This window comes from Bacillus sp. FSL H8-0492 (genome assembly GCF_038006145.1).
In the GTDB taxonomy this organism is placed as follows: domain Bacteria; phylum Bacillota; class Bacilli; order Bacillales; family Bacillaceae_G; genus Bacillus_A; species Bacillus_A mycoides.
On record NZ_JBBOUP010000001.1, the window covers coordinates 1,196,412 to 1,221,599 of the forward strand.

At 36.2% G+C, this 25,188-nt stretch carries 27 protein-coding genes, 1 riboswitch and 1 other annotated feature; of the genes, 17 read left to right on the top strand and 10 right to left on the bottom strand.

Annotated features, from left to right (window positions below; translation table 11 throughout):
* Positions 1 to 3: 3 nt before the first annotated feature.
* Positions 4 to 189, bottom strand: a complete 186-nt coding sequence (locus MHH66_RS06135) for a YqzH family protein (protein ID WP_078184410.1) — start codon at positions 187 to 189, stop codon at positions 4 to 6.
* Positions 190 to 413: 224 nt separating this feature from the next.
* On the opposite strand from MHH66_RS06135, the gene argC reads away from it, so the two are divergent.
* The 7 genes from argC (at position 414) to MHH66_RS06170 (ending at position 6,548) form a co-directional block, all read left to right on the top strand.
* Positions 414 to 1,451, top strand: coding sequence for an N-acetyl-gamma-glutamyl-phosphate reductase (gene argC, locus MHH66_RS06140; RefSeq protein ID WP_078184409.1), 1,038 nt, complete (start codon positions 414 to 416; stop codon positions 1,449 to 1,451).
* Positions 1,452 to 1,461: 10 nt separating this feature from the next.
* Positions 1,462 to 2,685: a bifunctional glutamate N-acetyltransferase/amino-acid acetyltransferase ArgJ gene (argJ, locus tag MHH66_RS06145; RefSeq protein WP_078184408.1), complete on the top strand. Its 1,224-nt coding sequence runs from the start codon at positions 1,462 to 1,464 to the stop codon at positions 2,683 to 2,685.
* An 11-nt stretch (positions 2,686 to 2,696) separates the two neighbouring features.
* Positions 2,697 to 3,464 (top strand): acetylglutamate kinase, encoded by a 768-nt coding sequence (gene argB / locus MHH66_RS06150; protein WP_078184407.1) that lies wholly within the window; start codon positions 2,697 to 2,699, stop codon positions 3,462 to 3,464.
* Entirely contained in the window at positions 3,461 to 4,621 is a 1,161-nt protein-coding gene (locus MHH66_RS06155) for an acetylornithine transaminase (RefSeq protein WP_002129009.1), read from the top strand. The genes argB and MHH66_RS06155 overlap by 4 nt, the downstream gene beginning before the upstream one ends.
* 12 nt (positions 4,622 to 4,633) lie before the next feature.
* On the top strand, positions 4,634 to 5,584 hold the full coding sequence (gene argF / locus MHH66_RS06160) for an ornithine carbamoyltransferase (protein WP_002185000.1): 951 nt from the start codon (positions 4,634 to 4,636) through the stop codon (positions 5,582 to 5,584).
* 147 nt (positions 5,585 to 5,731) lie between these two features.
* The gene (locus MHH66_RS06165; protein WP_002167705.1) at positions 5,732 to 6,283 is read left to right on the top strand and encodes a DUF2062 domain-containing protein; all 552 of its coding nucleotides are present in this window, start codon (positions 5,732 to 5,734) and stop codon (positions 6,281 to 6,283) included.
* A gap of 58 nt (positions 6,284 to 6,341) precedes the next feature.
* A complete protein-coding gene (locus MHH66_RS06170) occupies positions 6,342 to 6,548 on the top strand; it encodes a hypothetical protein (RefSeq protein ID WP_002167706.1) in 207 nt (68 codons plus the stop codon).
* Between the two features lie 24 nt (positions 6,549 to 6,572).
* Here the strand turns inward: MHH66_RS06170 and MHH66_RS06175 are convergent, their stop codons facing one another.
* The gene (locus MHH66_RS06175) at positions 6,573 to 7,019 is read right to left on the bottom strand and encodes a MarR family winged helix-turn-helix transcriptional regulator (protein WP_002088507.1); all 447 of its coding nucleotides are present in this window, start codon (positions 7,017 to 7,019) and stop codon (positions 6,573 to 6,575) included.
* Between the two features lie 72 nt (positions 7,020 to 7,091).
* Positions 7,092 to 7,871, bottom strand: a complete 780-nt coding sequence (locus MHH66_RS06180; protein WP_078184406.1) for a GDSL-type esterase/lipase family protein — start codon at positions 7,869 to 7,871, stop codon at positions 7,092 to 7,094.
* A 365-nt stretch (positions 7,872 to 8,236) separates the two neighbouring features.
* On the opposite strand from MHH66_RS06180, the gene cpdB reads away from it, so the two are divergent.
* Entirely contained in the window at positions 8,237 to 10,618 is a 2,382-nt protein-coding gene (cpdB, locus tag MHH66_RS06185) for a bifunctional 2',3'-cyclic-nucleotide 2'-phosphodiesterase/3'-nucleotidase (protein ID WP_078184405.1), read from the top strand.
* A gap of 56 nt (positions 10,619 to 10,674) precedes the next feature.
* Here the strand turns inward: cpdB and nhaC are convergent, their stop codons facing one another.
* Positions 10,675 to 12,048 carry a Na+/H+ antiporter NhaC gene (nhaC, locus tag MHH66_RS06190; protein ID WP_078184404.1) on the bottom strand — a complete coding sequence of 458 codons (1,374 nt, stop codon included), beginning with the start codon at positions 12,046 to 12,048 and terminating at the stop codon, positions 10,675 to 10,677.
* Between the two features lie 338 nt (positions 12,049 to 12,386).
* Positions 12,387 to 12,606 (bottom strand) — a binding site (T-box leader).
* A 142-nt stretch (positions 12,607 to 12,748) separates the two neighbouring features.
* On the opposite strand from nhaC, the gene MHH66_RS06195 reads away from it, so the two are divergent.
* The 8 genes from MHH66_RS06195 to MHH66_RS06230 all read left to right on the top strand — a co-directional run bounded on the left by MHH66_RS06195 (position 12,749) and on the right by MHH66_RS06230 (position 19,511).
* Positions 12,749 to 13,105: a hypothetical protein gene (locus MHH66_RS06195; RefSeq protein ID WP_002111675.1), complete on the top strand. Its 357-nt coding sequence runs from the start codon at positions 12,749 to 12,751 to the stop codon at positions 13,103 to 13,105.
* A 77-nt stretch (positions 13,106 to 13,182) separates the two neighbouring features.
* On the top strand, positions 13,183 to 14,616 hold the full coding sequence (gene bioA / locus MHH66_RS06200; protein ID WP_078184403.1) for an adenosylmethionine--8-amino-7-oxononanoate transaminase: 1,434 nt from the start codon (positions 13,183 to 13,185) through the stop codon (positions 14,614 to 14,616).
* On the top strand, positions 14,616 to 15,344 hold the full coding sequence (gene bioD, locus MHH66_RS06205) for a dethiobiotin synthase (protein WP_078184402.1): 729 nt from the start codon (positions 14,616 to 14,618) through the stop codon (positions 15,342 to 15,344). The genes bioA and bioD overlap by 1 nt, the downstream gene beginning before the upstream one ends.
* Positions 15,310 to 16,497, top strand: a complete 1,188-nt coding sequence (gene bioF, locus MHH66_RS06210; protein ID WP_078184401.1) for an 8-amino-7-oxononanoate synthase — start codon at positions 15,310 to 15,312, stop codon at positions 16,495 to 16,497. The genes bioD and bioF overlap by 35 nt, the downstream gene beginning before the upstream one ends.
* Entirely contained in the window at positions 16,494 to 17,234 is a 741-nt protein-coding gene (locus tag MHH66_RS06215) for an alpha/beta fold hydrolase (RefSeq protein WP_078184400.1), read from the top strand. Before bioF ends, MHH66_RS06215 begins: the two co-directional genes overlap by 4 nt.
* Complete coding sequence (gene bioC, locus MHH66_RS06220) at positions 17,200 to 18,009, top strand: malonyl-ACP O-methyltransferase BioC (protein WP_078184399.1); 810 nt, start codon at positions 17,200 to 17,202, stop codon at positions 18,007 to 18,009. The genes MHH66_RS06215 and bioC overlap by 35 nt, the downstream gene beginning before the upstream one ends.
* Position 18,010: 1 nt before the next feature.
* The gene (bioB, locus tag MHH66_RS06225; protein WP_078184398.1) at positions 18,011 to 19,009 is read left to right on the top strand and encodes a biotin synthase; all 999 of its coding nucleotides are present in this window, start codon (positions 18,011 to 18,013) and stop codon (positions 19,007 to 19,009) included.
* 181 nt (positions 19,010 to 19,190) lie between these two features.
* Positions 19,191 to 19,511, top strand: coding sequence for a hypothetical protein (locus MHH66_RS06230; protein ID WP_002088493.1), 321 nt, complete (start codon positions 19,191 to 19,193; stop codon positions 19,509 to 19,511).
* Positions 19,512 to 19,534: 23 nt separating this feature from the next.
* Here the strand turns inward: MHH66_RS06230 and ribH are convergent, their stop codons facing one another.
* The 5 genes from ribH to MHH66_RS06255 form a co-directional block, all read right to left on the bottom strand.
* Positions 19,535 to 19,996: a 6,7-dimethyl-8-ribityllumazine synthase gene (gene ribH / locus MHH66_RS06235; protein ID WP_000230892.1), complete on the bottom strand. Its 462-nt coding sequence runs from the start codon at positions 19,994 to 19,996 to the stop codon at positions 19,535 to 19,537.
* Between the two features lie 18 nt (positions 19,997 to 20,014).
* Positions 20,015 to 21,208, bottom strand: a complete 1,194-nt coding sequence (gene ribBA / locus MHH66_RS06240) for a bifunctional 3,4-dihydroxy-2-butanone 4-phosphate synthase/GTP cyclohydrolase II (protein WP_078184397.1) — start codon at positions 21,206 to 21,208, stop codon at positions 20,015 to 20,017.
* Between the two features lie 12 nt (positions 21,209 to 21,220).
* The gene (gene ribE, locus MHH66_RS06245) at positions 21,221 to 21,865 is read right to left on the bottom strand and encodes a riboflavin synthase (RefSeq protein WP_063218941.1); all 645 of its coding nucleotides are present in this window, start codon (positions 21,863 to 21,865) and stop codon (positions 21,221 to 21,223) included.
* A complete protein-coding gene (gene ribD / locus MHH66_RS06250; RefSeq protein ID WP_063218942.1) occupies positions 21,847 to 22,959 on the bottom strand; it encodes a bifunctional diaminohydroxyphosphoribosylaminopyrimidine deaminase/5-amino-6-(5-phosphoribosylamino)uracil reductase RibD in 1,113 nt (370 codons plus the stop codon). The genes ribE and ribD overlap by 19 nt, the downstream gene beginning before the upstream one ends.
* 309 nt (positions 22,960 to 23,268) lie before the next feature.
* A riboswitch (FMN riboswitch) is annotated at positions 23,269 to 23,412 on the bottom strand.
* A gap of 190 nt (positions 23,413 to 23,602) precedes the next feature.
* The gene (locus tag MHH66_RS06255; protein ID WP_001151582.1) at positions 23,603 to 23,809 is read right to left on the bottom strand and encodes a CDGSH iron-sulfur domain-containing protein; all 207 of its coding nucleotides are present in this window, start codon (positions 23,807 to 23,809) and stop codon (positions 23,603 to 23,605) included.
* Positions 23,810 to 23,948: 139 nt separating this feature from the next.
* On the opposite strand from MHH66_RS06255, the gene MHH66_RS06260 reads away from it, so the two are divergent.
* A complete protein-coding gene (locus MHH66_RS06260) occupies positions 23,949 to 24,194 on the top strand; it encodes a DUF2552 family protein (protein WP_002014992.1) in 246 nt (81 codons plus the stop codon).
* Positions 24,195 to 24,204: 10 nt separating this feature from the next.
* Here the strand turns inward: MHH66_RS06260 and MHH66_RS06265 are convergent, their stop codons facing one another.
* Positions 24,205 to 25,128 (bottom strand): alpha/beta hydrolase, encoded by a 924-nt coding sequence (locus MHH66_RS06265; protein ID WP_002033868.1) that lies wholly within the window; start codon positions 25,126 to 25,128, stop codon positions 24,205 to 24,207.
* Between the last annotated feature and the right edge of the window lie 60 nt (positions 25,129 to 25,188).

Sequence of the window (25,188 nt, forward strand, 5' to 3'; positions counted from 1 at the left end):
TTTTTATTTTCCAGTCACATAATCGTAAACGATATCCTCAACAGCCTCGTATACATCAATTTCAGTATTTAAATGAATTATCATTTGAATATGTTTAATTAGCATTGCCTGATCCTCTTTTGAAACAGGATTACATTGATATTGCCGAAAGCTTTTTATAATCATTTTCTCAATTAATTTTTTATTCATGTTTTTCCCCGCCTGTATGTATACATGTATTGTTTTATTGTACTTGAAGTGAAATGAAAATACTACTATGCACTATTTTTGCATAAAAATCCACTTGTGTATATTGCTTTTATAGTGAGAATAATATTTTGAAGTTTTTAAAAATTATAAATATTTAATTGACTTTATAATTATGCAATATTATAATCAAACTTAATTTAAAGAATAGATATGAGGAGGAGCTTATGAAAGTCGCAATTATTGGAGCAACTGGATATGGAGGTATTGAGTTAATTCGGTTATTAGAGCAACATCCATATTTTTCGATAGCATCTCTCCATTCTTTTTCACAAGTTGGTGAATTTATAACAAATGTATACCCGCATTTTCGAAATGTTCTTGTCCATACGTTACAAGAAATTGATGCGGAGAAAATAGAGAAGGAAGCTGAAATTGTATTTTTAGCAACCCCAGCGGGAGTATCGGCAGAGTTAGCACCAAAATTGTTGGCAGTAGGTTTAAAAGTAATTGACCTATCTGGAGACTTTCGTATGATAGATCCCTCGTCATATGAATTGTGGTATAAAAGGCCAGCTGCACAGGAAGAACTTCTTAGGAAAGCAGTATATGGATTAAGTGAATGGAAAAGGCCTGAGATCCAAAATGCAAATTTAATTGCAAACCCAGGATGTTTTGCTACAGCTGAATTATTAGCGGTAGCGCCGTTAGTACGTAGCGGCATAATTGAAGAAGCTTCGATTATTATTGATGCGAAATCAGGAGTATCTGGAGCGGGCAAAACGCCAACAACAATGACTCACTTTCCTGAGTTATACGATAACTTACACATTTATAAAGTTAATCAACATCAGCACGTTCCTGAGATTGAGAAAATGCTTGCAGAGTGGAATCGTGAAACGAAGCCAATCACGTTTAGTACACATTTAATACCGATATCACGAGGGATTATGATTACACTTTATGCGAAAGTGAAAGAGGAAATGAAAATAGAGCAACTTCAAAAGTTGTATGAAGAAACGTATGAATACTCAGCTTTCGTTCGAGTTCGCTCGCAAGGAGAATTTCCAAGTCCGAAAGAAGTAAGGGGCTCAAATTATTGTGATATTGGGATAGCTTACGATGAAAGAACAGAAAGAGTTACGGTCGTTTCTGTTATAGACAATATGATGAAAGGTGCGGCAGGGCAAGCAGTTCAAAATGCAAATTTATTAGCGGGACTAGAAGAGACAACGGGTTTACAGCATATGCCGCTTTATCCATAAGGGGGAAATTATGATTAAAGCATCGTCTATTACAAAATTAACAAATGGTTCAATTGTTACACCAAAAGGCTTTTTGGCAATCGGTACTGCAAATGGTCTGAAAAAGGTGAAAAAGGATTTGGGTGCAATCGTTTGTGAGGTGCCAGCATCATGTGCCGCTGTGTATACAACAAATCAAATACAAGCAGCGCCGTTGCAAGTAACGAAGGAGAGCATAGCAGCAGAAGGGAAATTACAAGCAATTGTTGTAAATAGCGGCAATGCAAATGCTTGTACGGGGATGAAAGGATTGCAAGATGCTTATGAGATGCGAACATTAGGAGCGGAACACTTTGGAGTAAAAGAAAAGTACGTCGCAGTCGCTTCAACAGGTGTAATTGGAGTACCTTTACCGATGGATATCATTCGAAAGGGAATTGAATCGCTTGTGCCAACAAAGGAAGTAAGTGAAGCTTATTCTTTTTGTGAAGCAATTTTAACGACAGATCTTATAACGAAAGAAACTTGCTATGAGATGATAATTGATGGGGAAGCAGTGATCATTGCTGGGGTCGCAAAAGGTTCAGGGATGATCAAACCGAATATGGCAACGATGCTTAGTTTTATTACAACAGACGCCAATATAGAGCATGAAGTATTGCAAACAGCATTATCACAAATTACGAATCATACGTTTAATCAAATTACGGTGGACGGAGATACTTCTACAAATGATATGGTCATCGTTATGGCAAGTGGATTATCAGAAACGAAAACGATGAATATGGAACATGAAGACTGGGAAACTTTCGTAGTTGCTTTACAAAAGGTATGTGAAGATTTAGCGAAAAAAATTGCACAAGATGGTGAAGGTGCTACGAAGTTAATAGAAGTAAATGTGCTAGGAGCTCTAACAAATGAAGAGGCAAAGAAAATTGCAAAGCAAATAGTCGGTTCGAGTCTTGTGAAAACAGCGATATATGGTGAAGACCCAAATTGGGGGCGAATTATTAGCAGTATTGGACAAAGTGAAGTAGAGATTAATCCGAATACAATTGATATTACTCTTCAATCTATCGCTGTGTTAAAAAATAGTGAATCTCAAATGTTTTCTGAAGAGGAAATGAAAAAGAGATTACAAGAACATGAAATTATTATTGATGTGTATTTACATTTAGGAGAAGAGAACGGATCAGCTTGGGGCTGTGACTTAAGCTATGAATATGTGAAAATAAACGCTTGTTATCGTACATAAGGAGAGGGAAGATGAGCGATTATATTGTAGTGAAATGCGGCGGTAGTATGTTGGATCAATTAAATGATGTGTTTTTTGATTGTATAAAGAAATTGCAACAAAAGTATAAGGTAGTGATTGTTCATGGTGGTGGTCCAGAAATTGATGCCAAATTAAAAGATTGTAACATCAAAGTAGAGAAAAGAGATGGGTTACGAGTAACACCAAGAGAAGTTATGGATATTGTTCAAATGGTGCTATGTGGAAGTACGAATAAAAAACTCGTAATGAATTTACAAAAGCATAATTTACTTGCGGTAGGTTGTTCAGGATGTGACGGCAATTTACTTCAAGTTCAACCTGTCAGCAAGGAGATAGGATATGTGGGAGAAGTAAGTTATGTCGAAACAGCCTTACTAAAAGGGTTAATAAATATGAATTATATTCCTGTTATTGCTCCAATCGGGATAAATGAAAATGAGATTTATAACATAAATGCGGATAATGCTGCAGCTGGAATTGCGGCAGCATTATCTGCAAAGGAACTCATTTTTATAACGGACGTAGATGGAGTATTACACGAAGGAAGATTGGTAAAGAAAACGGATGAATATGAAATTCTTACTTTTATAGAACAAGGCGTCATTACAGGTGGAATGATTCCGAAAGTACAGGCGGCACTTACATCGTTAAAAATGGGAGTGAAAAAGGCTAGTATCGTAAATGGTACAAAGGATTTTACTGAGGTTACAGGAGAGTGTGTTGGAACTACGGTAACAAAAGGAGTGAGTATCGTATGACAAACCATCTTTTTCAAACATATGGAAGAAGAGAAATTGAATTTCTAAAGGGCAATGGGGCGAAAGTTATTGATAAAAGTGGTGAGCAATATTTAGATTTCACTTCTGGTATTGGAGTATGTAACTTAGGACATTGTCACCCTACGGTTGTAAAGGCAGTAGAAAAGCAACTTAGAAATATATGGCATATATCTAACTTATTTACGAACTCCTTACAAGAAGAGGTCGCATCATTATTAACAGAAGATACAGCATTAGATCATGTGTTTTTTTGTAATAGCGGGGCGGAGGCAAATGAAGCGGCTTTAAAACTAGCACGTAAGCATACTGGAAAATCTCTCGTAGTAACATGTGAGCAATCTTTCCACGGGAGAACATTTGGAACGATGAGTGCAACAGGGCAAGATAAAGTGAAAGAAGGATTCGGTCCATTACTTCCGTCTTTTTTACATATACCATTTAACGACATACGAGCATTAGAGGAAGTAATGAATGAAGAAGTTGCGGCGGTAATGGTAGAAGTTATTCAAGGAGAAGGAGGAGTAATATTAGCTGATCCATCCTTTTTGAAGGAAATTGAAAAACTATGTAATCAGTACAATGCTCTTTTTATTATAGATGAAGTACAAACTGGAATAGGCAGAACAGGAACACTATTCGCTTATGAGCAAATGGGAATAGTTCCTGATATCGTTACCATCGCAAAGGCGCTTGGGAATGGTATTCCAGTTGGAGCGATGATTGGCCGAAAAGAACTAGGTTCTTCTTTTACTGCCGGCTCACACGGTTCAACTTTCGGTGGGAATTATATTGCTATGACTGCAGCGAAAGAAGTATTGCAATTCATTAAGGAGCAATCGTTTTTTAAAGAGGTACAGGAAAAGGGCGAGTACGTATTAAAGAAATTGCAAGAAGAATTACGACACGTTGAATGTGTTCAAAATATTCGTGGTAAGGGACTTATGATTGGAATCGAATGCAAGCATGAGGTTGCAAATGTCATAGAACAACTAGAAAAAGCAGGACTTCTCGTATTACAAGCAGGGCCTAATGTTATAAGACTATTACCACCACTTATTGTAACGAATGAAGAGCTAGAACAGGCAATATATATGATAAAAAGAGTGGTTTGTACAAAAAATGCATCAATAATATAAGGGGGAAATTTCATGTCAACTGTACAAGTACCGAAATTAAATACGAAAGATCTTTTAACGTTAGAAGAATTGACGCAAGAAGAAATCATTTCTTTAATTGAGTTCGCTATATATTTAAAAAAGAACAAGCAGGAGCCTTTATTACAAGGGAAAATATTAGGTCTCATTTTTGATAAACATTCAACCCGTACTCGCGTTTCTTTTGAAGCAGGAATGGTACAGCTCGGAGGACATGGAATGTTTTTAAGTGGAAAAGAGATGCAAATTGGCAGAGGAGAAACGGTGTCAGATACTGCGAAAGTACTATCTCATTATATTGATGGAATTATGATACGCACATTTTCGCATGCGGATGTAGAGGAGCTTGCAAAAGAGTCCAGTATCCCAGTTATTAACGGTTTAACTGATGATCATCATCCTTGCCAAGCATTGGCAGATTTAATGACGATATATGAAGAAGTTCATACGTTTAAAGGAGTTAAATTAGCTTATGTAGGTGATGGGAATAATGTATGTCATTCACTATTGCTAGCGAGTGCAAAAGTTGGAATGAATATGACTGTTGCAACTCCCGTAGGGTATGAGCCGAATGAAGAAATTGTTAAAAAAGCATTAGCGATTGCTGATGAAACAGGGGCTGAAATTGAAATTTTGCATAATCCTGAATTAGCGGTAAGTGGAGCAGATTTTATTTATACTGACGTTTGGATGAGTATGGGCCAAGAAGGAGAAGCAGAAAAATATACTTTATTCCAGCCTTTCCAAGTAAATAAAGAGCTTGTTATACATGCAAAGCAAACATATCGTTTCCTGCACTGCCTGCCTGCTCATCGTGAAGAAGAAGTAACTGGAGAGGTTATAGATGGGCCACAGTCTATCGTTTTTGAGCAAGCTGGTAACAGGTTGCACGCGCAAAAAGCTTTATTAGTGAGTTTATTTAAAAATATAGAAGAGCCTTCCTAAAAGGGAGGTTTTTTTATATGGAAATGTCGGATGTATATTTAGTTAATTATCTCTATATCATTTATAATAAAAAGAGAAAACTAAATTTGTTTTTCATATCATGTAAGGACATACTAGATAAAAAATATAGTTAAAGAGATGATGAATTTGAAAACAACTAAGAAAACATATTCGTTTTTTCAGCGGATGTGGAGAATATTAAAGTTTCAATATTTTAAGTTGCTTCGATCGCCAGAAGGAGCAAAGAAAGTGTCGCTAGGTTTTGCTATTGGATTTGGTTTAGAAATGTTGGTGATTTATACAGCATCGCTCGTATATTTAATATTTTATCCAATTGTAAGGTTAGCAAAGGGATCTTTTCCAGCCGCAGTCATTGGTAATATTATTGGGAAAATATCGTTTCTCCCAGTATTTTTATTTCCGTTTGCTTATGCGCTAGGAAAAATGATTTACCCATTTCATGTACAGAAAATACATCATGAACCATTTACGATATCAGATTTGTTTTCGAGCCATATTTTTACGATGTTAAAGAGCTTATTACAGAGTGAAGTATATGTATTAATTGGTATGACGATAATAGGAATTGTGTGTGGGGTAATTTCATATTTCGTTGTGCATTATTTATATGAAAAGAATCGTAAGTTACGTTTGAAGAAAAGAAAGAAACAAGTGAGAGAACCACTTGTTCAAATATAAAGAATGTCACATTCATTTTCTCCTTTGAATATGTTTAAGAAAAAGGGGGAGAGAATGAATGTATTATTATTACGTACCGCAAGTATACCCATATGTAAATTATTATCCGGTTTATGATATGAGTAGACAATACGAGTTATATCGACAACAACAATTACAGCAAATACCACAAATACCACAACAACAGCCTACGCAAGAACAAAAACCATATTTAACGACATGGCCGTATTCAAATGTATACTATGGTAATTATTACGAATCATAAAGCTGCTTCTATTTAGAAGCAGCTTTATGCGTTTGTTTTCAAAATTAAATTTTGAATGGTTTTAAGAGAATAAATGAGCTTTTCGCGCTCTTCCTCAGATAATGTTTGAAAATTTTCTTTTAGTTTGCCTAAAATGAATTGCTGATACTGACTTACTAACATTTTCCCTTCAGTTGTTAGGGAAATTAAAATGACCCTTCGATCTTTTTCGCTATAATGACGCTCTATTAGCTCTTCTTGAATAAGTTTGTTTAATAGAGGGGTCATGTTAGGCCGTGAAATCGCTAGCCGCTTGCCAATTTCTGAAACTGCTAATGTACCATTTTCATGCAAAAGCAGTAACACTTGCGTATGTGATGGCGGCATATGTCTTTGAGAAGAAAACTCTCCAGGAAGCATAAATTTGCGATAAAAAAGAGGCACTAGCGAAAGAAGATGATCAACAATACGTTCCCACTCGCGTGATTCCATATAACGGCCCCCTTCCACTATCATTGTAACAAAAAAGACAAGGTATAAAAATAGAATTGTTTCATGGTAGCCTTAATATTTGTAGGATAACACTTGCTTTGTAAATGTATTGGCAATAATCGTATAACCGTTATCATTTGGGTGTACTTGGTCAAATAGTAAATCTTTTTTATCCTTCGATATTAATTTGCGAATTGGTAAAACAATCGACGGTTGATGTGCTTTTGAAATAGAATAAATAGAATCATTCCAACCATCTAAAAACATATTTGCATAACTTGCGATGGAGTCATCTAGTTGTAAAGGGTTATAGAGTTCAGATAGAATGAGTAAAGCATTCGGATTTTGATCTCGAACGGTCTTTACAATGTTTTTTACATCCGTTTCAAAACGGGCTTTTTCTTTATTTAACATTTTAATACCATCTATAACACCTACATCACGATTTAAGCGGAATAAATTATTTGCTCCAATATTAATAGTAATTATATTTGCTTCCCTAATTTTTTGTTGAACTTCTTCTGACTGGACTTTTTTAACGAGACGATCTGTAGTGAGACCATTTACACCGAGGTTTTCTACCCTAATTGGTTTATGAATTTGTCCTTCTAATTGTTTAGAAGCTAATTCGGCAAATCCCCCTTGTGTAGATCCATATCCTTTTGCAAGTGAATCACCTAATACGAGGTGATAAAAGGAATCATTCGTTTGCTTATCAATCCAACTGGGAGCAGATGTTTTTTCTGTTTTTCTTTCAGTTTCTTTTTGTTTTGTCTCATCGTTCTTTTCAAAATTAGAATAAGAAATGATTAGAAGGAGGAGACAAACAATTGTTAAGATGACTTTTCTCATAAATTCATCCTCCTTGTAATTGGTAATTGTATCATATTCAGCAGTATTAGCAATGTAAGGGCATATTATATGTTTATGAAAAGTTTATAATAACTTTACAGAAAATTTGTTGAAGTTTGTCAAAAAATATTGACGATATGAAAGAACTTTATATATGATAATGTCAGATAAGGTGAAATTCGGCTTAGTGGGAGCTTTATTTCCCGTTAATTGTTAGTTTTCATCAATCGGGCGTTTAAGGGGACTACTCGTTAGCGCAGGATGAAATGAAAATCGTGTCTCTAATAGAAGAAAAAAGGTATGTGGTTAGAGGCAGATAGGGATTCATTTCATTATTTCTGGTAATTGTATAAGGGGGATTTTTTGTGAAAAAGTCAAAAAAAATGCTAGCTGGAGCAACACTTGCTATAGGTGTAATAGCGCCGCAAGTATTGCCAACAACAGCCCATGCGGATGAGAATACTGGGGAGAGTACGGTTAACTTACGAATTCTAGAAACATCAGATATTCACGTTAACTTAATGAATTACGATTATTATCAAACGAAAACAGATAATAAAGTAGGTCTCGTGCAAACTGCAACACTTGTTAATGAAGCACGTGAAGAAGCGAAGAACTCTGTCCTATTTGATGATGGGGATGCATTACAAGGGACACCGCTTGGAGATTATGTAGCGAATAAAATAAATGATCCGAAGAAGCCTGTGGATCCTAGTTATACACATCCATTATATCGTTTAATGAACTTAATGAAGTATGACGTCATCTCTCTTGGGAATCATGAATTTAACTACGGTTTAGATTATTTAAACAAAGTGATTGAAAAAACGAATTTCCCAGTTATTAACTCGAATGTATATAAAGATGACCATGATGATAATGAAGCGAACGATGAAAATTATTTTAAACCGTATCATATTTTAGAGAAAGAAGTAGTAGATGAAGCCGGTGAAAAACAGAAATTGAAAATTGGTGTAATGGGGTTTGTCCCACCACAAATTATGGATTGGGATAAAGCGAACCTAGAAGGAAAAGTAAAGGCGAAAGACATCGTTGAAACGGCTAAAATAATGGTAGGAAAAATGCAAGATGAAGGTGCAGATGTTATCGTTGCATTGGCTCATTCAGGCGTCGATAAGAGCAAATACATAGAAGGGGGAAAAATGGAAAATGCATCGTTTCATTTAGCGACAGAAGTTCCTGGTGTAGATGCAGTATTAATGGGACATTCACATACTGAAGTGAAGGATGTATTTAATGGTGTTCCAGTTGTAATGCCTGGTGTTTTTGGAAGTAACTTAGGTATTATCGATATGCAATTGAAAAAGGTAAACGGAAAATGGGAAGTACAAAAAGATCAATCTAAGCCACAACTTCGTCCGATTGTTAATGATAAAGGTAATGTAGGACCTGATCAAACATTAGTTAATGAGATTAAAGATGAGCATGAAAAGACAATCGAATATGTAAATACACCTGTAGGTAAAACGACTGCACCAATTAATAGTTATTTTTCACTAGTACAAGATGATCCTTCCGTACAACTTGTGACAAATGCACAAAAATGGTACGTAGAAGAGGAGCTTAAAAAACCAGAGTACGAAGAGTTTAAAGGAATTCCAGTTTTATCTGCAGGGGCACCATTTAAAGCAGGTGGCCGAAACGGTGCTGCATATTATACTGATATTCCAAAAGGAACTTTAGCAATTAAAAACGTTGCAGATTTATATGTATATCCAAATACATTATATGCTGTAAAAGTAAATGGAGCGCAAGTGAAAGAATGGCTTGAAATGTCTGCAGGTCAGTTTAATAAAATTAAGCCAGAGGAAACAAAAGAACAACCTCTGGTAAATATAGGATACCCTACATATAACTTTGATATTTTAGATGGTTTAAAATACGAAATTGATGTGACGCAACCAGCGAAATATGATAAAGATGGAAAAGTTATAAAGGAAAATGCGAATGCGAATCGTATTGTAAATATGACGTATGAAGGTAAGCCTGTAGCTGACACTCAAGAGTTCATCGTCGCTACAAATAACTATCGTGGCAGCAGTAAAACGTTCCCTGGTGTAAGTAAAGGCGAAGTTGTATACCAATCACAAGATGAAACACGTCAAATCATTGTGAAGTATATGCAAGAAACACCGGTTATTAATCCGACAGCCGATCAAAATTGGACATTTAAACCGATCGTTGCAGATAAATTAATTACAACATTTGACTCTTCACCAAAAGCAAAAGAGTATATAAAGGAAGATGGAAAGATATCATATGTTGGACCATCTGCAAATGAATTTGCTAAATATGCAATTGATATAACGAAGAAGAATGATGATAAGGAAACTGGTGGGGAAAACCCAACGACACCACCAACAGGTGATGGAGGTAATGGAGAGAACCCAACGACACCACCAACAGGTGATGGAGGTAATGGAGAAAATCCAACGACACCATCAACAGGTGATGGTAATAATGGGGAGAATCCAACGGCACCGCCAACAGATGAAGGTAATAATGGAAATGAACCAAAACAAGATGGAAACAACGCAGGATCTGGACAAACTACAACGGATAATCAAAATTCAAAAGAAACTGTAAGTGAAAATAAAGAAGCGGATAAAGAGGAACGTGATTTACCGAAAACAGGTGCAAGTGTCGCTTCTACAATTGGAGCGGGTCTTGCGTTTGTTGGAGCGGGATTACTTATGTTATTTAGAAAAAAGAAAGCAAATAGATAGTAAAGCATTGTAAAAAAAGGATTACCGTAATCGGTAATCCTTTTTTTACGTATATATTATGAAACTGGTACTGTTTTTTCCTTCTTCCATGAAAGACCAAATCCAGTGAAACCAACAATAATTGTTAAGACTGGGCAAGCTAAACAGAAGATTGCGTATGGAACATAATCGAATGTTGGAACGCTAAGGACGTTTGTTAAGAATACGCCGCTTACACCCCATGGTACGAGCGGATTAATTACTGTACCAGCATCTTCTAATACTCGTGATAAATTACGACGTTCTAAACCGACTTCATCGTATTTGTTAGCGAATGCTTGTCCTGTTAAAACGATTGATAAGTATTGTTCGCCAAGTAAGAAGTTTACACCAATTGCAGTGAAAGCGGTAGAGATGATTAAGCGTGTACTATTTTTTACGAAGCTAGAGATGATATTCATAAGCTGCGTGATAATGCCCATTCCTTGTAGTAAACCACCCATACAAAGAGCTAGGAAAATAAGAGCAATTGACATCATCATACTTTGTAAACCACCGCGAGATAATAAGCTATCAATATCTTTTATACCAGTTTTAGAAACGTAACCATCTTGCATAATTTTCATTAAATCAGCTAAAGAAGTACTAGGGTTAAAAATAAAGAGAATGATGATCCCTACTACGATTCCTGCAAGTAATGTTGGAACTGCGGGTACTTTCTTAAATGCGAATAGGAACAGTAATAAAATCGGAATAAGTGTAACGATAGAAATCGTTGCATTTTTTTCTAACGTACTAATAAAGTTTGTGAAATCAACGTCTCCTCTAGTGCCGCTTCCTAAAATGAAAAATGCGATAAAAGCAATAATGAAAGCAGGGACTGTTGTCCAAAGCATGTTGCGAATATGTTCAAATAAATCTACACCAGTTACAGCTGGAGCTAAGTTTGTTGTATCAGATAAAGGAGACATTTTATCCCCAAAGAATGCACCAGAAATAATTGCACCAGCAATAAGAGCTGGATCGTATCCGAGAGCACTACCCATTCCCATAAAGGCAAGCCCTACTGTTGCTGCAGTTGTAAATGCACTACCGATACTTGTTCCAACAATTGCACAAACAACAAAAACAGTGGGAACGAAAATTTTTGGAGATACAAGTTGGAATCCGTATACCATTAAAGTTGGAATTGTTCCAGCTGCGATCCAAACACTAATTAATACTCCTACAAGTAAGAAAATAAAAATAGATGGAATACCAGCTGAAATACTACTTATCATCCCTTTTTCCATAGTAGACCAAGAGATTTTTTTCATAAATCCAAACGCTAATAAAATAACGATGCCGAATAAAATTGGGATATGTGGTGAAACTTCTAATTGAATAACACTAAAGCCAATACAGAAAAAGATAAAAAATGTTAAAAGAATAGATTCAATTTTTGAAATCATTGTTTTCCCCTCCTAATTAATCTAAAATAGCTCTTTTTTATATGAAATTCGCCAATACTGTATATTCCCTTTTAAGATTTAGAAATTTGTGACAAATTACCGGTAATTGTTTTTCATCATAAAGTTTAAAAAATCGGGATTTATCAAGCTTTGTATCTCTCCTATCTCAAATTTTTAGGATAATCGCTCAATAAAGATTGGAATAAAAAAACGCCCCTGCATATAATTATGCAGGGACGAAGAAATCGCGGTACCACCCTAGCTTGTGAAAGGAATGTATCACAAAATAAAGGGCCATATGATATGCGCTAATAAAATAAAAACGCCCCTGCAATATATGCAGGGACGAAAAATTCGCGGTACCACCCTAAATTGTGAAACAGTGTCGTTTCACCACTCTTTAGACATAACGGTCTAAACCGTCTTTCACTACTCCTCACGTTTCGTAAAAGAAGCTCCAGGGGGTAATTCATAAATCGCTCTGTACTGGTTCGCACCGACCACCAGCTCTCTGAAATCAGAAAACGAAATACTACTAAATCCTATCAACGCCGATTCATATGATGTTAGTTAAATTTTTATCATATATTCATCATACATGTCAATAAAAATATTCGATATTTTTTTAGGGGAATAAAGGAGAAATGTTTTTTATACTGTAAAAATGTGCGTTATAATGAATTTGAAAGGGGAGGAAAGAGTGAAGAAAAAAATAATTCTTTTTACCACCTTACTAGTCGTTGGCGGAAGTGCTGGAATTTACACAGCTTTTGCAGCTGAATCAGAGCAGTCGAAACAAAAGCAAATACAGCAGTCAGAAGTGAAGAAAGTGAAAGAAACTGAAGAGAAGAAATCGATGGAAAAATCAGCTGCAAAACTAGGAGTTTCTACTGAAGGGAAAACAAAAGAAGAGATTACGAAAGAAGTAGATACCGCTAGGTTTGAGCAGCGCCATGATTTATTAATTGAGCATGCTAAGCAGCTTGGAATTGATACAGAAGGAAAAAAAGAGGAAGAGATTATTTTAGAAATTGGAAAGATACAACATGGAAAGTAGAACAACTTATCGTATGATAAGTTGTTCTTTTTTAAGAACTATTTGATTTAAAAATAATTGACAGTCATTTGTTTTTAATGTTAACTATATTTATGAACAAGTTAACATTAGGGGTGACAATTGTGGCTGTTAATAGTAACACGAGTGAAAAATCGTCTTATACATATGAAGAATTATCGAAGAAGAATAAAGATTACGTATGGCACCCATTTACACAAATGAAAGATTATTTAGAAGAAGATCCTGTCATTATTGAACGTGGAGAGGGAAGAAAGCTATACGATGTAAATGGAAATGAATATTGGGACGGTGTTTCGTCTATTTGGTTAAATGTTCATGGGCATCAAGTACCGGAACTAGATGAGGCAATTCGTGAGCAATTAAATAAAATTGCTCATTCTACTATGTTAGGACTTGCTAACGTTCCATCTATTTTATTAGCAGAAAAAATAATTGATGTTGTACCAGAAGGCTTGAAGAAAGTATTTTATTCAGACTCTGGTTCTACCGCTGTTGAAATTGCAATTAAGATGGCTTTTCAATATTGGCAGCATAAAGGAAAACCGAGAAAACAAAGATTTGTTACATTAAAAGAAGCATATCACGGTGATACAATAGGTGCTGTTTCAGTAGGAGCAATAGACTTGTTTCACCAAGTGTATAGTTCACTGTTATTTGAGGCAATTAAAATGCCGTATCCATATACATATCGTTCTCCTTATGGAGATAATAAGGAACAAATTGTAAAGAAACATTTAGAAGAAATGGAAGAATTGCTGAAAGAAAAACATGAAGAAATTGCAGCAATTATTGTAGAACCTTTAATGCAAGGTGCTGGAGGCATGATTACAATGCCAAAAGGATATTTAAAAGGGCTACGTAATTTATGTACAAAATATAATGTTTTATTTATTACAGATGAGGTAGCGACTGGGTTTGGGCGTACGGGGAAAATGTTTGCGTGTGAACATGAAAATGTGATGCCGGACATTTTAACAGCTGGGAAAGGTTTAACAGGTGGATATTTACCGATTGCTGTTACGGTAACGACAGACGGAATATATAATGCCTTCTTAGGAGAGTATGAGGAACAAAAAACATTTTTCCATGGGCATAGTTACACAGGTAATCCGTTAGGGTGTGCGGTAGCAATTGCGAATCTAGAACTATATGAAAAAACTAATTTAATAGAATCTGTTGCGCATAAAACAGAATATGTAGCGGGGCAATTAGAAGCGCTTAATGAATATAAGCACGTAGGTGATATTCGTCAGTGCGGATTAATGATTGGTATTGAACTTGTGAAAAATAAAGAAATGAAAGAATCGTATGAATGGACAGAAAGAGTCGGTGTTCAAGTATGTAAACGCTCAAGAGAGTTAGGCATGATTTTACGTCCGCTTGGTAACACCATTGTATTTATGCCTCCTCTTGCATCTACAATTGCTGAAATTGATGAGATGTTACGCATTTTATATAAAGCAATCTCGGATGTTACGGAGGAAGAATAATGAGTGGTTTTTTCATAACGGCAACTGATACTGAAGTTGGAAAAACTGTGGTTGCAGGTGCGTTAGCAGGTGTATTTAGAGAATTGGGATATAACGTAGGGGTATATAAACCGTTGCAAAGTGGACATGCTGCATCAAACGCAGAGGGAGATGCAGCAAGGTTAAAAGCCTTATCGGGTGTATCGACAAGAGAAGAAGAAATTTGTCCGTATTCTATTGAAGAACCACTTGCTCCGAGACTTGCTATGAAAAGAGCTGGAAGGACAGTAACGTTAAAAGAAATTACTGATCACTATAATGAACTACTAAAAGAGTTTAATAGCCTATTTGTAGAAGGGGCTGGTGGGCTTGCAGTCCCATATACAGAAGATGCTTTAGTAATCGATTTTGCAAAAGAATTACAGCTTCCTCTTATTGTAGTAGCGCGTCCTACACTAGGAACAGTGAATCATACTGTCTTAACGATTTCTTATGCAAGGGCACATGGCTTAACAGTAGCAGGTGTCGTTTTGTCTGGTTGTAAAGAATGTGAAAAAGAAAGAGTACAAGAAAACAAAGAAATGATTGAAGAGTTGAGCGGGGTACCGGTTTTAGGTTTATTACCATTCCTTGAAGGTGATTTTACTAGGGAAGAATTATTGGAATCGGCAAAAGAACATATTATGATTTCAAAATTAGAGGAGTCCATCCAAAATGAATCAAAAGTGGCGCGCGCATCTTCAATCTAAAATAGAACAATTAAGAGAGCAAGGACAGTATCGTAATTTGCATGTGACAGAGAAAGCGGAAGAGACATGGCTTATTCGAAATGAGAAAAGGATGCTAAATTTAGCGTCAAATAATTATTTAGGGTTAGCTGGAGATGAAAGGTTGAAAGAAGCTGCTATTGCTTGCACAAGAAAATATGGAACTGGAGCGACAGCATCTCGTCTCGTTGTAGGAAATTATCCACTGTATGAAGAGGTTGAGAGAAGTATATGCAACTGGAAAGGTACTGAAAGAGCGTTAATCGTAAATAGTGGGTATACAGCAAATGTAGGTGTACTATCTTCTTTAGCCTGTCGTCACGATATTGTTTTTAGTGATAAATTAAATCACGCAAGTATTGTTGATGGAATTATATTAAGCGGTGCAGAACATAAAAGGTATCGTCATAATGATTTGGATCATTTAGAGAAGATGTTGAAAGTAGCGTCACCTGAAAAGAGGAAATTAATCGTAACTGATACTGTTTTTAGTATGGATGGTGATACTGCATATTTGAGAGATTTAGTGAAGCTGAAAGAGAAATACGGGGCAATCATTATAGTTGATGAAGCACATGCGAGTGGAATATATGGAATCGGTGGAGCTGGATTATCTCATATAGAAAAAGATCTTGCTCAAAAAATCGATATACATATGGGGACGTTTAGCAAGGCTTTAGGGTGTTATGGTGCGTATTTAACAGGTGATGCAATTTATATAGAGTACTTACAAAATATGATGAGAAGCTTTGTTTTTACTACAGCTTTACCACCAGGAGCATTAGGAGCAGTGCAAAAAGCAATTGAGATTGTAAAAGAAGATAACGAAAGAAGAGAGAACCTTATAGCGAATGGTGCATATTTCAGGACGCATTTACAAGAAGCTGGTTTTGACATTGGGAATAGCTCAACTCATATTGTACCAATTGTAGTCGGTTCAAATGAAAATGCTTTACGGTTTAGTGAAAGATTACAAGAGATAGGTATCGCAGCCATTGCAATTCGTCCGCCAACTGTTCCGATTGGTAGTTCCCGAATTCGCTTTGCTGTTACGTCACAACATACAATGGCGGATTTAAAATGGGCCATTCAGCATATTATACGCATCGGTAAAGAAGAGGGGTTTTTAGTATGAAAGAGCTAAAGGTTATTTTTATTCCTGGGTGGGGAATGGAAGAAGATGTTTGGAATTTTGTACTTCCGTATTTTAAAGACTATCCTGTTCAATGTTTAGATTGGCGTAATGTGAAAGAACAAAGTGAATTTGCGGGACGAATAATAGAGGTAGCACGTGATGAAAATGTAATTTTAGTTGGATGGTCATTAGGAGCATTAGCGGCAATTCAAGCTTATAAAAAGATTAAGGCGAAAGGTATTGTACTAATTGGTGGTACTGCTAAATTTACAAATACGAGCGACTATACAAGCGGATGGAATTCTTTGCATGTAGAACGTATGAAAAAGAATTTAACGAGAAAGAAAGAAGATACTTTGAATCGTTTCTATGAAAATATGTTTACAAAAAATGAGCTGAAGGAGAATACGAGTTTTAAAGAGATTGCGCTGAATTTTAAAGGGGACTCGATTCAGTCTTTACAATTAGGCTTAGATTATTTAATAGAAACAGATATGAGAAACGAATTAACAGATATCAAAGTCCCGTTGTTACTTCTTCATGGAGAACAGGATGTGATATGTCCATTATCCGCAGCTCATAATATGACGGAGAATACGAATGCTACGCTAAAAGTAGTAAGCGGGGCTGGTCATACATTATGTGTAACGAATTTCGAATATTGCGCGAATGAGATAATCCAATTTGTAGAGGGGATACGAAATGATCAACAAAACGTTACTACAAAAACGGTTTAATGGGGCAGCCGTATCTTACGATCAATATGCAAATGTACAAAAAAAGATGGCACATTCGTTACTTTCTATATTGAAGCGGCGATATAGTGAAACATCATCAATACGTATTTTAGAACTTGGATGCGGGACAGGTTATGTCACAGAGCAATTATCAAAGTTATTTCCAAAAGCACAAATTACAGCCGTTGATTTTGCTGAAAGTATGATTACGATTGCAAAAACTAGACAAAATACCGAAAATGTGACGTTTCATTGTGAGGATATTGAACGATTACGATTAGAAGAATCATATGATGTTATTATTTCGAATGCCACATTTCAATGGCTTAACAATGTAAAACAAGTGATAAGAAATTTATTTGATCATTTGTCTACAGATGGGATAGTACTCTTTTCCACCTTTGGACAAGAAACTTTTCAAGAGCTCCATGCTTCGTTTCAGCGAGCGAAAGAGGAAAAAAACATTCAAAATGAAACTTTGATTGGTCAACGTTTTTATTCGAAAGATCAGTTGCTTCATATATGCAAGATAGAAACAGGGGATGTACATGTTTCTGAAACGTGTTACATAGAAAGCTTTACAGAAGTTAGGGAGTTTCTACATTCTATTCGAAAAGTAGGGGCAACCAATAGTAATGAAGAGTCTTACTGTCAAAGCCCTTCACTCTTTCGTACGATGCTTCGTATATACGAAAGAGACTTCACGGGAAAAGAAGGGATAATGGCAACATATCATGCTTTATTTACGTATATAACAAAAGAGGGGAAGAGATGAAATGAAACAAGTACAAACAAAAAGGGATTGGAAAAAACTTGCATACGACGTAGTAGAAGAGAAAATGATTACGAAAGAAGATGCAATTGCAATATTAGAAGCTGATGATACAGAGGTTTTAGAAATTATGAATGCAGCTTACATCATTCGCCATCATCATTTTGGTAAAAAAGTAAAGTTGAACATGATTATAAATACGAAATCTGGATTATGTCCTGAAGATTGCGGGTATTGTTCACAGTCTATTATTTCAGAAGCACCGATTGATAAGTATGCATGGTTAACACAAGAGAAAATTGTTGAAGGAGCGCACGAAGCAATTCGTCGTAAAGCAGGTACATATTGTATTGTTGCATCTGGTCGTCGTCCGACGAATAAAGAAGTAAATCACGTTATTGGAGCAGTTAAGGAAATTCGTGAAACGACAGATTTAAAAATTTGCTGTTGTTTAGGATTTTTAAATGAAGATCAAGCAGGTCAGTTAGCAGAAGCTGGTGTGCATCGTTATAATCACAATTTAAATACGCATGCCAACAATTATGATAGCATTTGTTCAACGCATACGTATGACGATCGTGTTGATACAGTCCAAAAAGCGAAGCAAGCCGGTATTTCTCCATGCTCTGGAGCAATTTTCGGAATGGGAGAAACGATTGAACAGCGCGCTGAAATTGCATTTGAATTACAACGTTTAGATGCGGATTCTATTCCATGTAATTTCCTTGTTGCTGTAAAGGGTACTCCGCTTGAAGGACAAAAAGAATTAACACCTGTAGAATGTTTAAAAGTGCTGGCGATGATGCGTTTTGTAAATCCAACAAAAGAAATTCGTATTTCAGGTGGTCGAGAACTTAATTTACGTTCTATACAGCCACTTGGTTTATTTGCAGCAAACTCTATCTTTGTCGGGGACTATTTAACAACAGCTGGACAAGAGCCGACTGCGGACTGGGGTATGATTGAAGATTTAGGATTTGAGATTGAAGAATGTGCGCTATAAGATAGATGAAAAGCAAACTCTTTAAAGGGTTTGCTTTTTTTTGTAAATAAAATGTAATAAAAGTCCATTAACGCTTGATAGTAGTCACTTTTGGACGAGAAAAATAATTTTGTGGACGAATTTTCCAAGCCCTAATTGTACATAGTAAAAATGTAATTTATATCGGGTTGGAGGATTTTACATGTACAAATACATATTAACGATTATGACCTGTCTGATTTTAATAAAAGCGATAAGTGCTGATCCAGTTAAGGCGGCTGAAAATCCTGAACAAAAAGAAATGCAACAAAGAATTGAACAGCATTTTCGAACGAAAGCTGAACATTTTGGGCTTGAAACAGAAGGAAAAGATTTAAAAGAAGTGAGGAAGGAAATTTCTATTATAGAAGAAGCGGAAAAGAGAGAAAATGTGTGGAGAACAGCACAAGCTCTTCGTATAAAAACAGAAGGAAAAACGATGGATGAATTAATAGAAGATGTACGAAAAAAGGTGAGAAAATAAAAAAAGAGGCCGTAGCCTCTTTTTTAAGCCCATTGTTTTGATAAATGAGCCATTTCGATCGCAGCAACTGCCGATTCATATCCTTTATTACCAGCTTTTGTACCTGCACGTTCAATCGCTTGTTCAATTGTTTCTGTCGTTAATACACCGAAAATAACTGGAATGTCCGTTTGTAGTGATAAAGACGCAACACCTTTTGCTACTTCATTACAAACGTAATCGTAATGTGTTGTAGCACCGCGGATTACTGTACCTAATGTAATAACAGCATCATATTTTCCGCTATTGGCCATCTTTTTAGCGATTAAAGGAATTTCAAATGCACCAGGAACCCATGCAACATCAATATCATTCTCTTCTACACCGTGACGCTTTAATCCATCTAAAGCTCCGCCAAGTAACTTACTTGTAATAAACTCATTAAAACGTCCAACAACAACCCCAACTTTTAATCCTGTACCAACTAAATGACCTTCGAATACCATAATGTATCTCTCCCTTAATTATAAGTTTAGTAAATGTCCTAATTTGCTTGCTTTCGTTTGTAAATACGTTTTATTTTCTTCTTTTGTTGGCATTTGCAACGGTACACGCTCGGTTACTTCTAAATCGTAACCTTGTAAGCCAGCAATTTTTCGTGGATTATTCGTTAATAATCGTAAACTTTGTAAGCCTAAATCTTTTAAAATTTGAGCGCCAATACCGTAATCACGAAGATCAGCTGGGAACCCAAGTTTTTCATTTGCTTCTACAGTATCTAACCCTTCTTCTTGTAACTTATAAGCGCGAAGCTTATTCAGAAGGCCAATTCCTCGTCCTTCTTGTCTCATATAGAGAAGAACACCTTTTCCTTCACGCTCAATTTGAGCAAGTGCAGCATGTAGCTGTGGTCCGCAATCACAGCGGCACGAACCAAATACATCTCCTGTTAAGCATTCTGAATGAACGCGTACAAGTACAGGTTCGCCTGTTGAAATATCACCTTTTACGAGCGCGATATGTTCTTTCATATCTAATGAGTTAGAATAGCCAATCGCATGGAAAGTACCGAAATCTGTAGGTAATGTAATTTCCACTTCTCTCGTCACGAGTGTTTCGTGATGGCGGCGATAAGCAATTAAATCTTCTATTGTAATCATTTTTATATCAAATTGTTTTGCGCACTCTAGTAAATCAGGTACACGTGCCATCGTACCGTCCTCATTTATAATTTCGCAAATGACTCCAGCTGGTTCTGCTCCGCAAAGTTTGGCTAAATCGACAGCGGCTTCTGTATGACCAGCACGGCGCAGTACACCGCCTTCTTTCGCAATTAATGGAAAGATATGTCCAGGGCGATTGAAATCAGCGCCTTTTGATGCAGGGTTTAACAATTCTTGTATCGTAGTTGCACGCTCATGAGCACTAATGCCTGTTGTTGTAGAAACGTGATCGATGCTTACTGTAAAAGCAGTATGATGTGAATCTGTATTATGAGATACCATTGGTTCTAACTGTAGACGTTCTGCGTACCCTTCCGTAATCGGTACGCAAACGAGACCACGACCGTGTGTAATCATAAAATTAATCGTTTCTGGTGTAATGTACTCTGCTAAAGCAATAAAATCGCCTTCATTTTCTCGGTTTTCATCATCACATACGATAACGACTTTTCCTTGTTTTAAATCTTCTAGAGCTTCTTCAATACGATGAAACATTGTGCTTCCTCCTTATAGAAATCCGTTTTCTTGTAAAAAGCTTTCGGTCATTGAACCAGTTCTTTTTGCTGGCTTTGAGATAAAGCGTTCAATATATTTTCCAATCATGTCACACTCAATGTTTACGATGTCCCCGGCTTTTTTTTCTCCGATTATAGACTCGCTTACTGTGTGGGGGATGAGTGAAATTGTAATTGAAGATTCGTCTATATCAAATATTGTTAAGCTAGTGCCATCAACAGCAACGGATCCTTTATGCAAACAATAGCGTAGTAATTCATCAGAAATTGCTATTTTGTAATAGATGGCATTGTAATGTTGTTTTTTAGTTAAAATCGTACCGATGCCATCGATATGTCCGGTGACGAAATGTCCACCGAATCGTCCGCTTGCAGCCATCGCCCGTTCTAAATTCACCTTGGCACTTGGCTTTAGCATACGAAGTGATGTTGCTTTCATTGTTTCAGGCATTGCGTCGACAGTGAATGAAGTAGTCGTAAAAGTAGTTACTGTTAAGCAAATGCCGTTAACTGCGATACTATCACCTAATTTGACATCCGATAAAATTTGCTTTGCGCTAATAGTTAGCTTCATTGCTTCACCACTTTGAGTCATGCTTGATATCGTTCCTAACTCTTCTACGATTCCTGTAAACATTCCGTCACCTCGCTTTTTAAGGTTGCAACAATTTTTATATCATTACCGATTTGTTTCATCTCTTGAATTGTTAAGGAAAGTGCATCTTGTAACTTCGAAAAACCAGCTCCGCCAAATAAGGTGGGTGCATCTTTTCCACCAATTAATTTCGGGCTTATATAGGTCACGATTTCATTAAAACTATTTGTTTTTAAGAAGTTTGCATGCACCGTTTGACCACCTTCAACGAACAGAGAAAGAATTTGTTTCTCACCGAGCAGGGATAGGACATCTTGTATTTCAATTTGCTGTGTTTTCATTTGGAATACAGCTATATTGTTAGATTCATAAGACGCTATTTTCTCTTTGTTTACATCCTTACCGACAATAATCCATGTCGGAGTTAAGCCATCTGTTATGACATAAGAAGATGGCGGCGTTCGTAAGTGGGTATCTAAAATAACGCGTATAGGATGTTTACCTCCGTTTGGAATTCGTGTTGTTAAGTGTGGATTATCAGTTAGAACTGTATTCACACCGACTAGAATAGCATCATGTATATGACGATACTGGTGAACGTCAGCGCGTGCTTCTTCGCCTGTAATCCACTTACTTTCACCGGTTATAGTTGCTGTTTTTCCATCTAAGCTCATTGCTGTTTTTATTGTTACAAAGGGACGTTTCGTTTTCATATAGTGAAAAAAGTATCGATTTAATAAAGTGGCTTCCGCCTCAAGAACACCAGTAGTTACCTCGATTCCAACTTCTTCTAATCTCCTTTTTCCATTGCCGGAAACGAGTGGATTGCAATCAAGAGTAGCAATTACAACACGCTGAACTCCTTTTTCAATGAGTAATTCACAGCAAGGGGGTGTTTTTCCAAAATGGCTACACGGTTCAAGTGTTACATAAACGGTAGCGTCTTTTGCTCTTTCACCAGCCATGTGAAGAGCATGAACTTCAGCATGTTCTTCACCAGCACGCATGTGGGCACCCATTCCAACAATTTTTCCATCTTTAACAACAACGGCACCAACCATAGGATTTGGGCTTGTTTGTCCCGATGTTCCTTGTGCTAACTGCAAGGCAATCCTCATATATTCTTGATCTGTCATTCTTTTCACCTCTCCTGAAAAAATCAAAAAACCCCAAGGATTTTATATCCTTGGGGTTTGGGAGACGTGATTTCTAGAAATATAGTTCGAATACGAAAGTATAGGAAAGAAACCTAACGATGACTGATATTTTGGCATAAGGAAAAAACCTAGCAAAATATCAAATTCTTTCAACGCTAGTCGTATCTTTTTATTTCAGTATAGAAACATAACTATACAAAATAAAACATATATAAAGATTCAAAATGAAACTTTAAAAATATGCATACTGAAATAAAAGTGTATTCGCTATATAAAATTACTAGAAAACATATCCTTCTCCCATCCAGACTATACTGTCGGCCCTAGAGTTTCACTAGATCCACCGTTTTCGCGTTGAAAACGGGTCACGGACTTAGAAGCTATCGCTTCATCACCGCCGGTTGGGAATTTCACCCGACCCCGAAGGATGTTGTTTGCTCACATTATAGCACAAAAAAGAAAAAAGCATAGTAAAAAATATTCGAATGTGAAGAATTGTTTGAAAATATATACCGATTTGAATGGGGAAGAAAGTAATAGAAATGTGGAAAGGGGAAGGGCTGTATAGGCTTTGATCAAAAGAAAAAACATACACAAATAAATGTGCATGCTCTTTAAATATTTATTCTGCCTCTGGTGCTCTAACAACAGACTCGAATTTTCCTTTATGCGAAGCATCGCAATAAGGCATGTTTTTTGATAAACCACAACGACATAAAGAAAATGCTGGTTTTGCTGGGAATACATTCCCTTGTGAGTCAACTAATTCCACGTCCCCTGTAACGCGAAAAGAGCCATTATCATTCACTTTAATTTGTACTTTTGCCAACGTTATCCCTCCCTTCCAAACGCTTACTCTCATCATATAATTAGGGAGAGTACTTGACAATATAAAAAGAGCGCTTTGTTTGAGAGAGAAGAGAGTGTTATAATAGTTTTTATAACTGACTAGAGTAAGGTGACGAAAGATGGATAAAAAATTACACACACTACAAAATATTGCAAATGAGCGCACATGGGCATCATTTTTGAATGATAATCATCCATATAGTTTACTTCATTGGTCAATCGCAGGTGTAGGACAAGAACCGAAAGATGTTTGGTTACTTCAAGATGAGGTAACTTTTCAAACGACGGAATTCCCAACGCTAGACGAGGCAGTAAAGTGGATTTCTGAAAATATGGAACAAGTTACAGACGTTTTAGCGCAGTAAAAAAACAGGCTTATGCAAGCCTGTTTTTTGTTTCTTTTACATATGTGTTTAAAAATTGATCGATGGCATCTTCGTACTCTTCTTTATTTTCATTATAAGAGCAAGCGTGTGCACCATGTTCTGCAATATAAAGCTGTTTATTATTTTCTTTCGCTTCATAAAGTGATTTCGTCATATCAGATAAAATATAGTCATCATCTTTACTATGAATAAAGAGAACCGGATTGTTAATATTTTTTATACAATCAATTGGTGAAACTTCACGAATTGTATAGCCATCACGAACTTTTAAAAAGGCATTTGCTAAAGGTAATAAAGGCCATTTTGGCAAATGAAACTCAACTTTCAAACGATGTTGTAACTGTCCATAAAAATCAGAGAAAGGACAATCAGCAATATAAAAATCAGCACCATCTTCTACAAATCCTGCATATTGAAGAAGAGTTGCAGCGCCCATAGATTCACCATGAATTCCGAGTGTAATATTCGTTCCGAAACGATCCTTTAGCCAGTCAACTACTGACTTTAAATCATGTTTTTCATAATAGCCATAACTTGTTGTTTTACCACCGGTTTTACCATGACGGCGATGATCATAAATAAATACGTTATATCCTCTATTTAAAAATAAGTTTGCATATTTAACGGAATTCATTTTATTTACAGTCACACCGTGGCAAAAAATCATAAATTTATTGGAATGACCAGCTGGCATGTAATATCCGTGAAGTTCGTATCCGAATTGAGAAGGGATGTGAACCTCTTCTTTTTGAATAGCCTTAAAATCGTCCAAATGAAAATGCTTTTTCGTTTCGCGTTCTAAAACTTCTTCCTCTGTTTTTTTCTTCAAGTACATAACTTTATTTGTAAAGAAAATCCCAATCGCAGTTAGTGCACCTAGTATAGTAAACAATGCTGTAAAAAAACGTTTCATACTTTACCTCATCCTCCAAATACCTCTACATGTGATACACTAACATTGTATCACAATGAT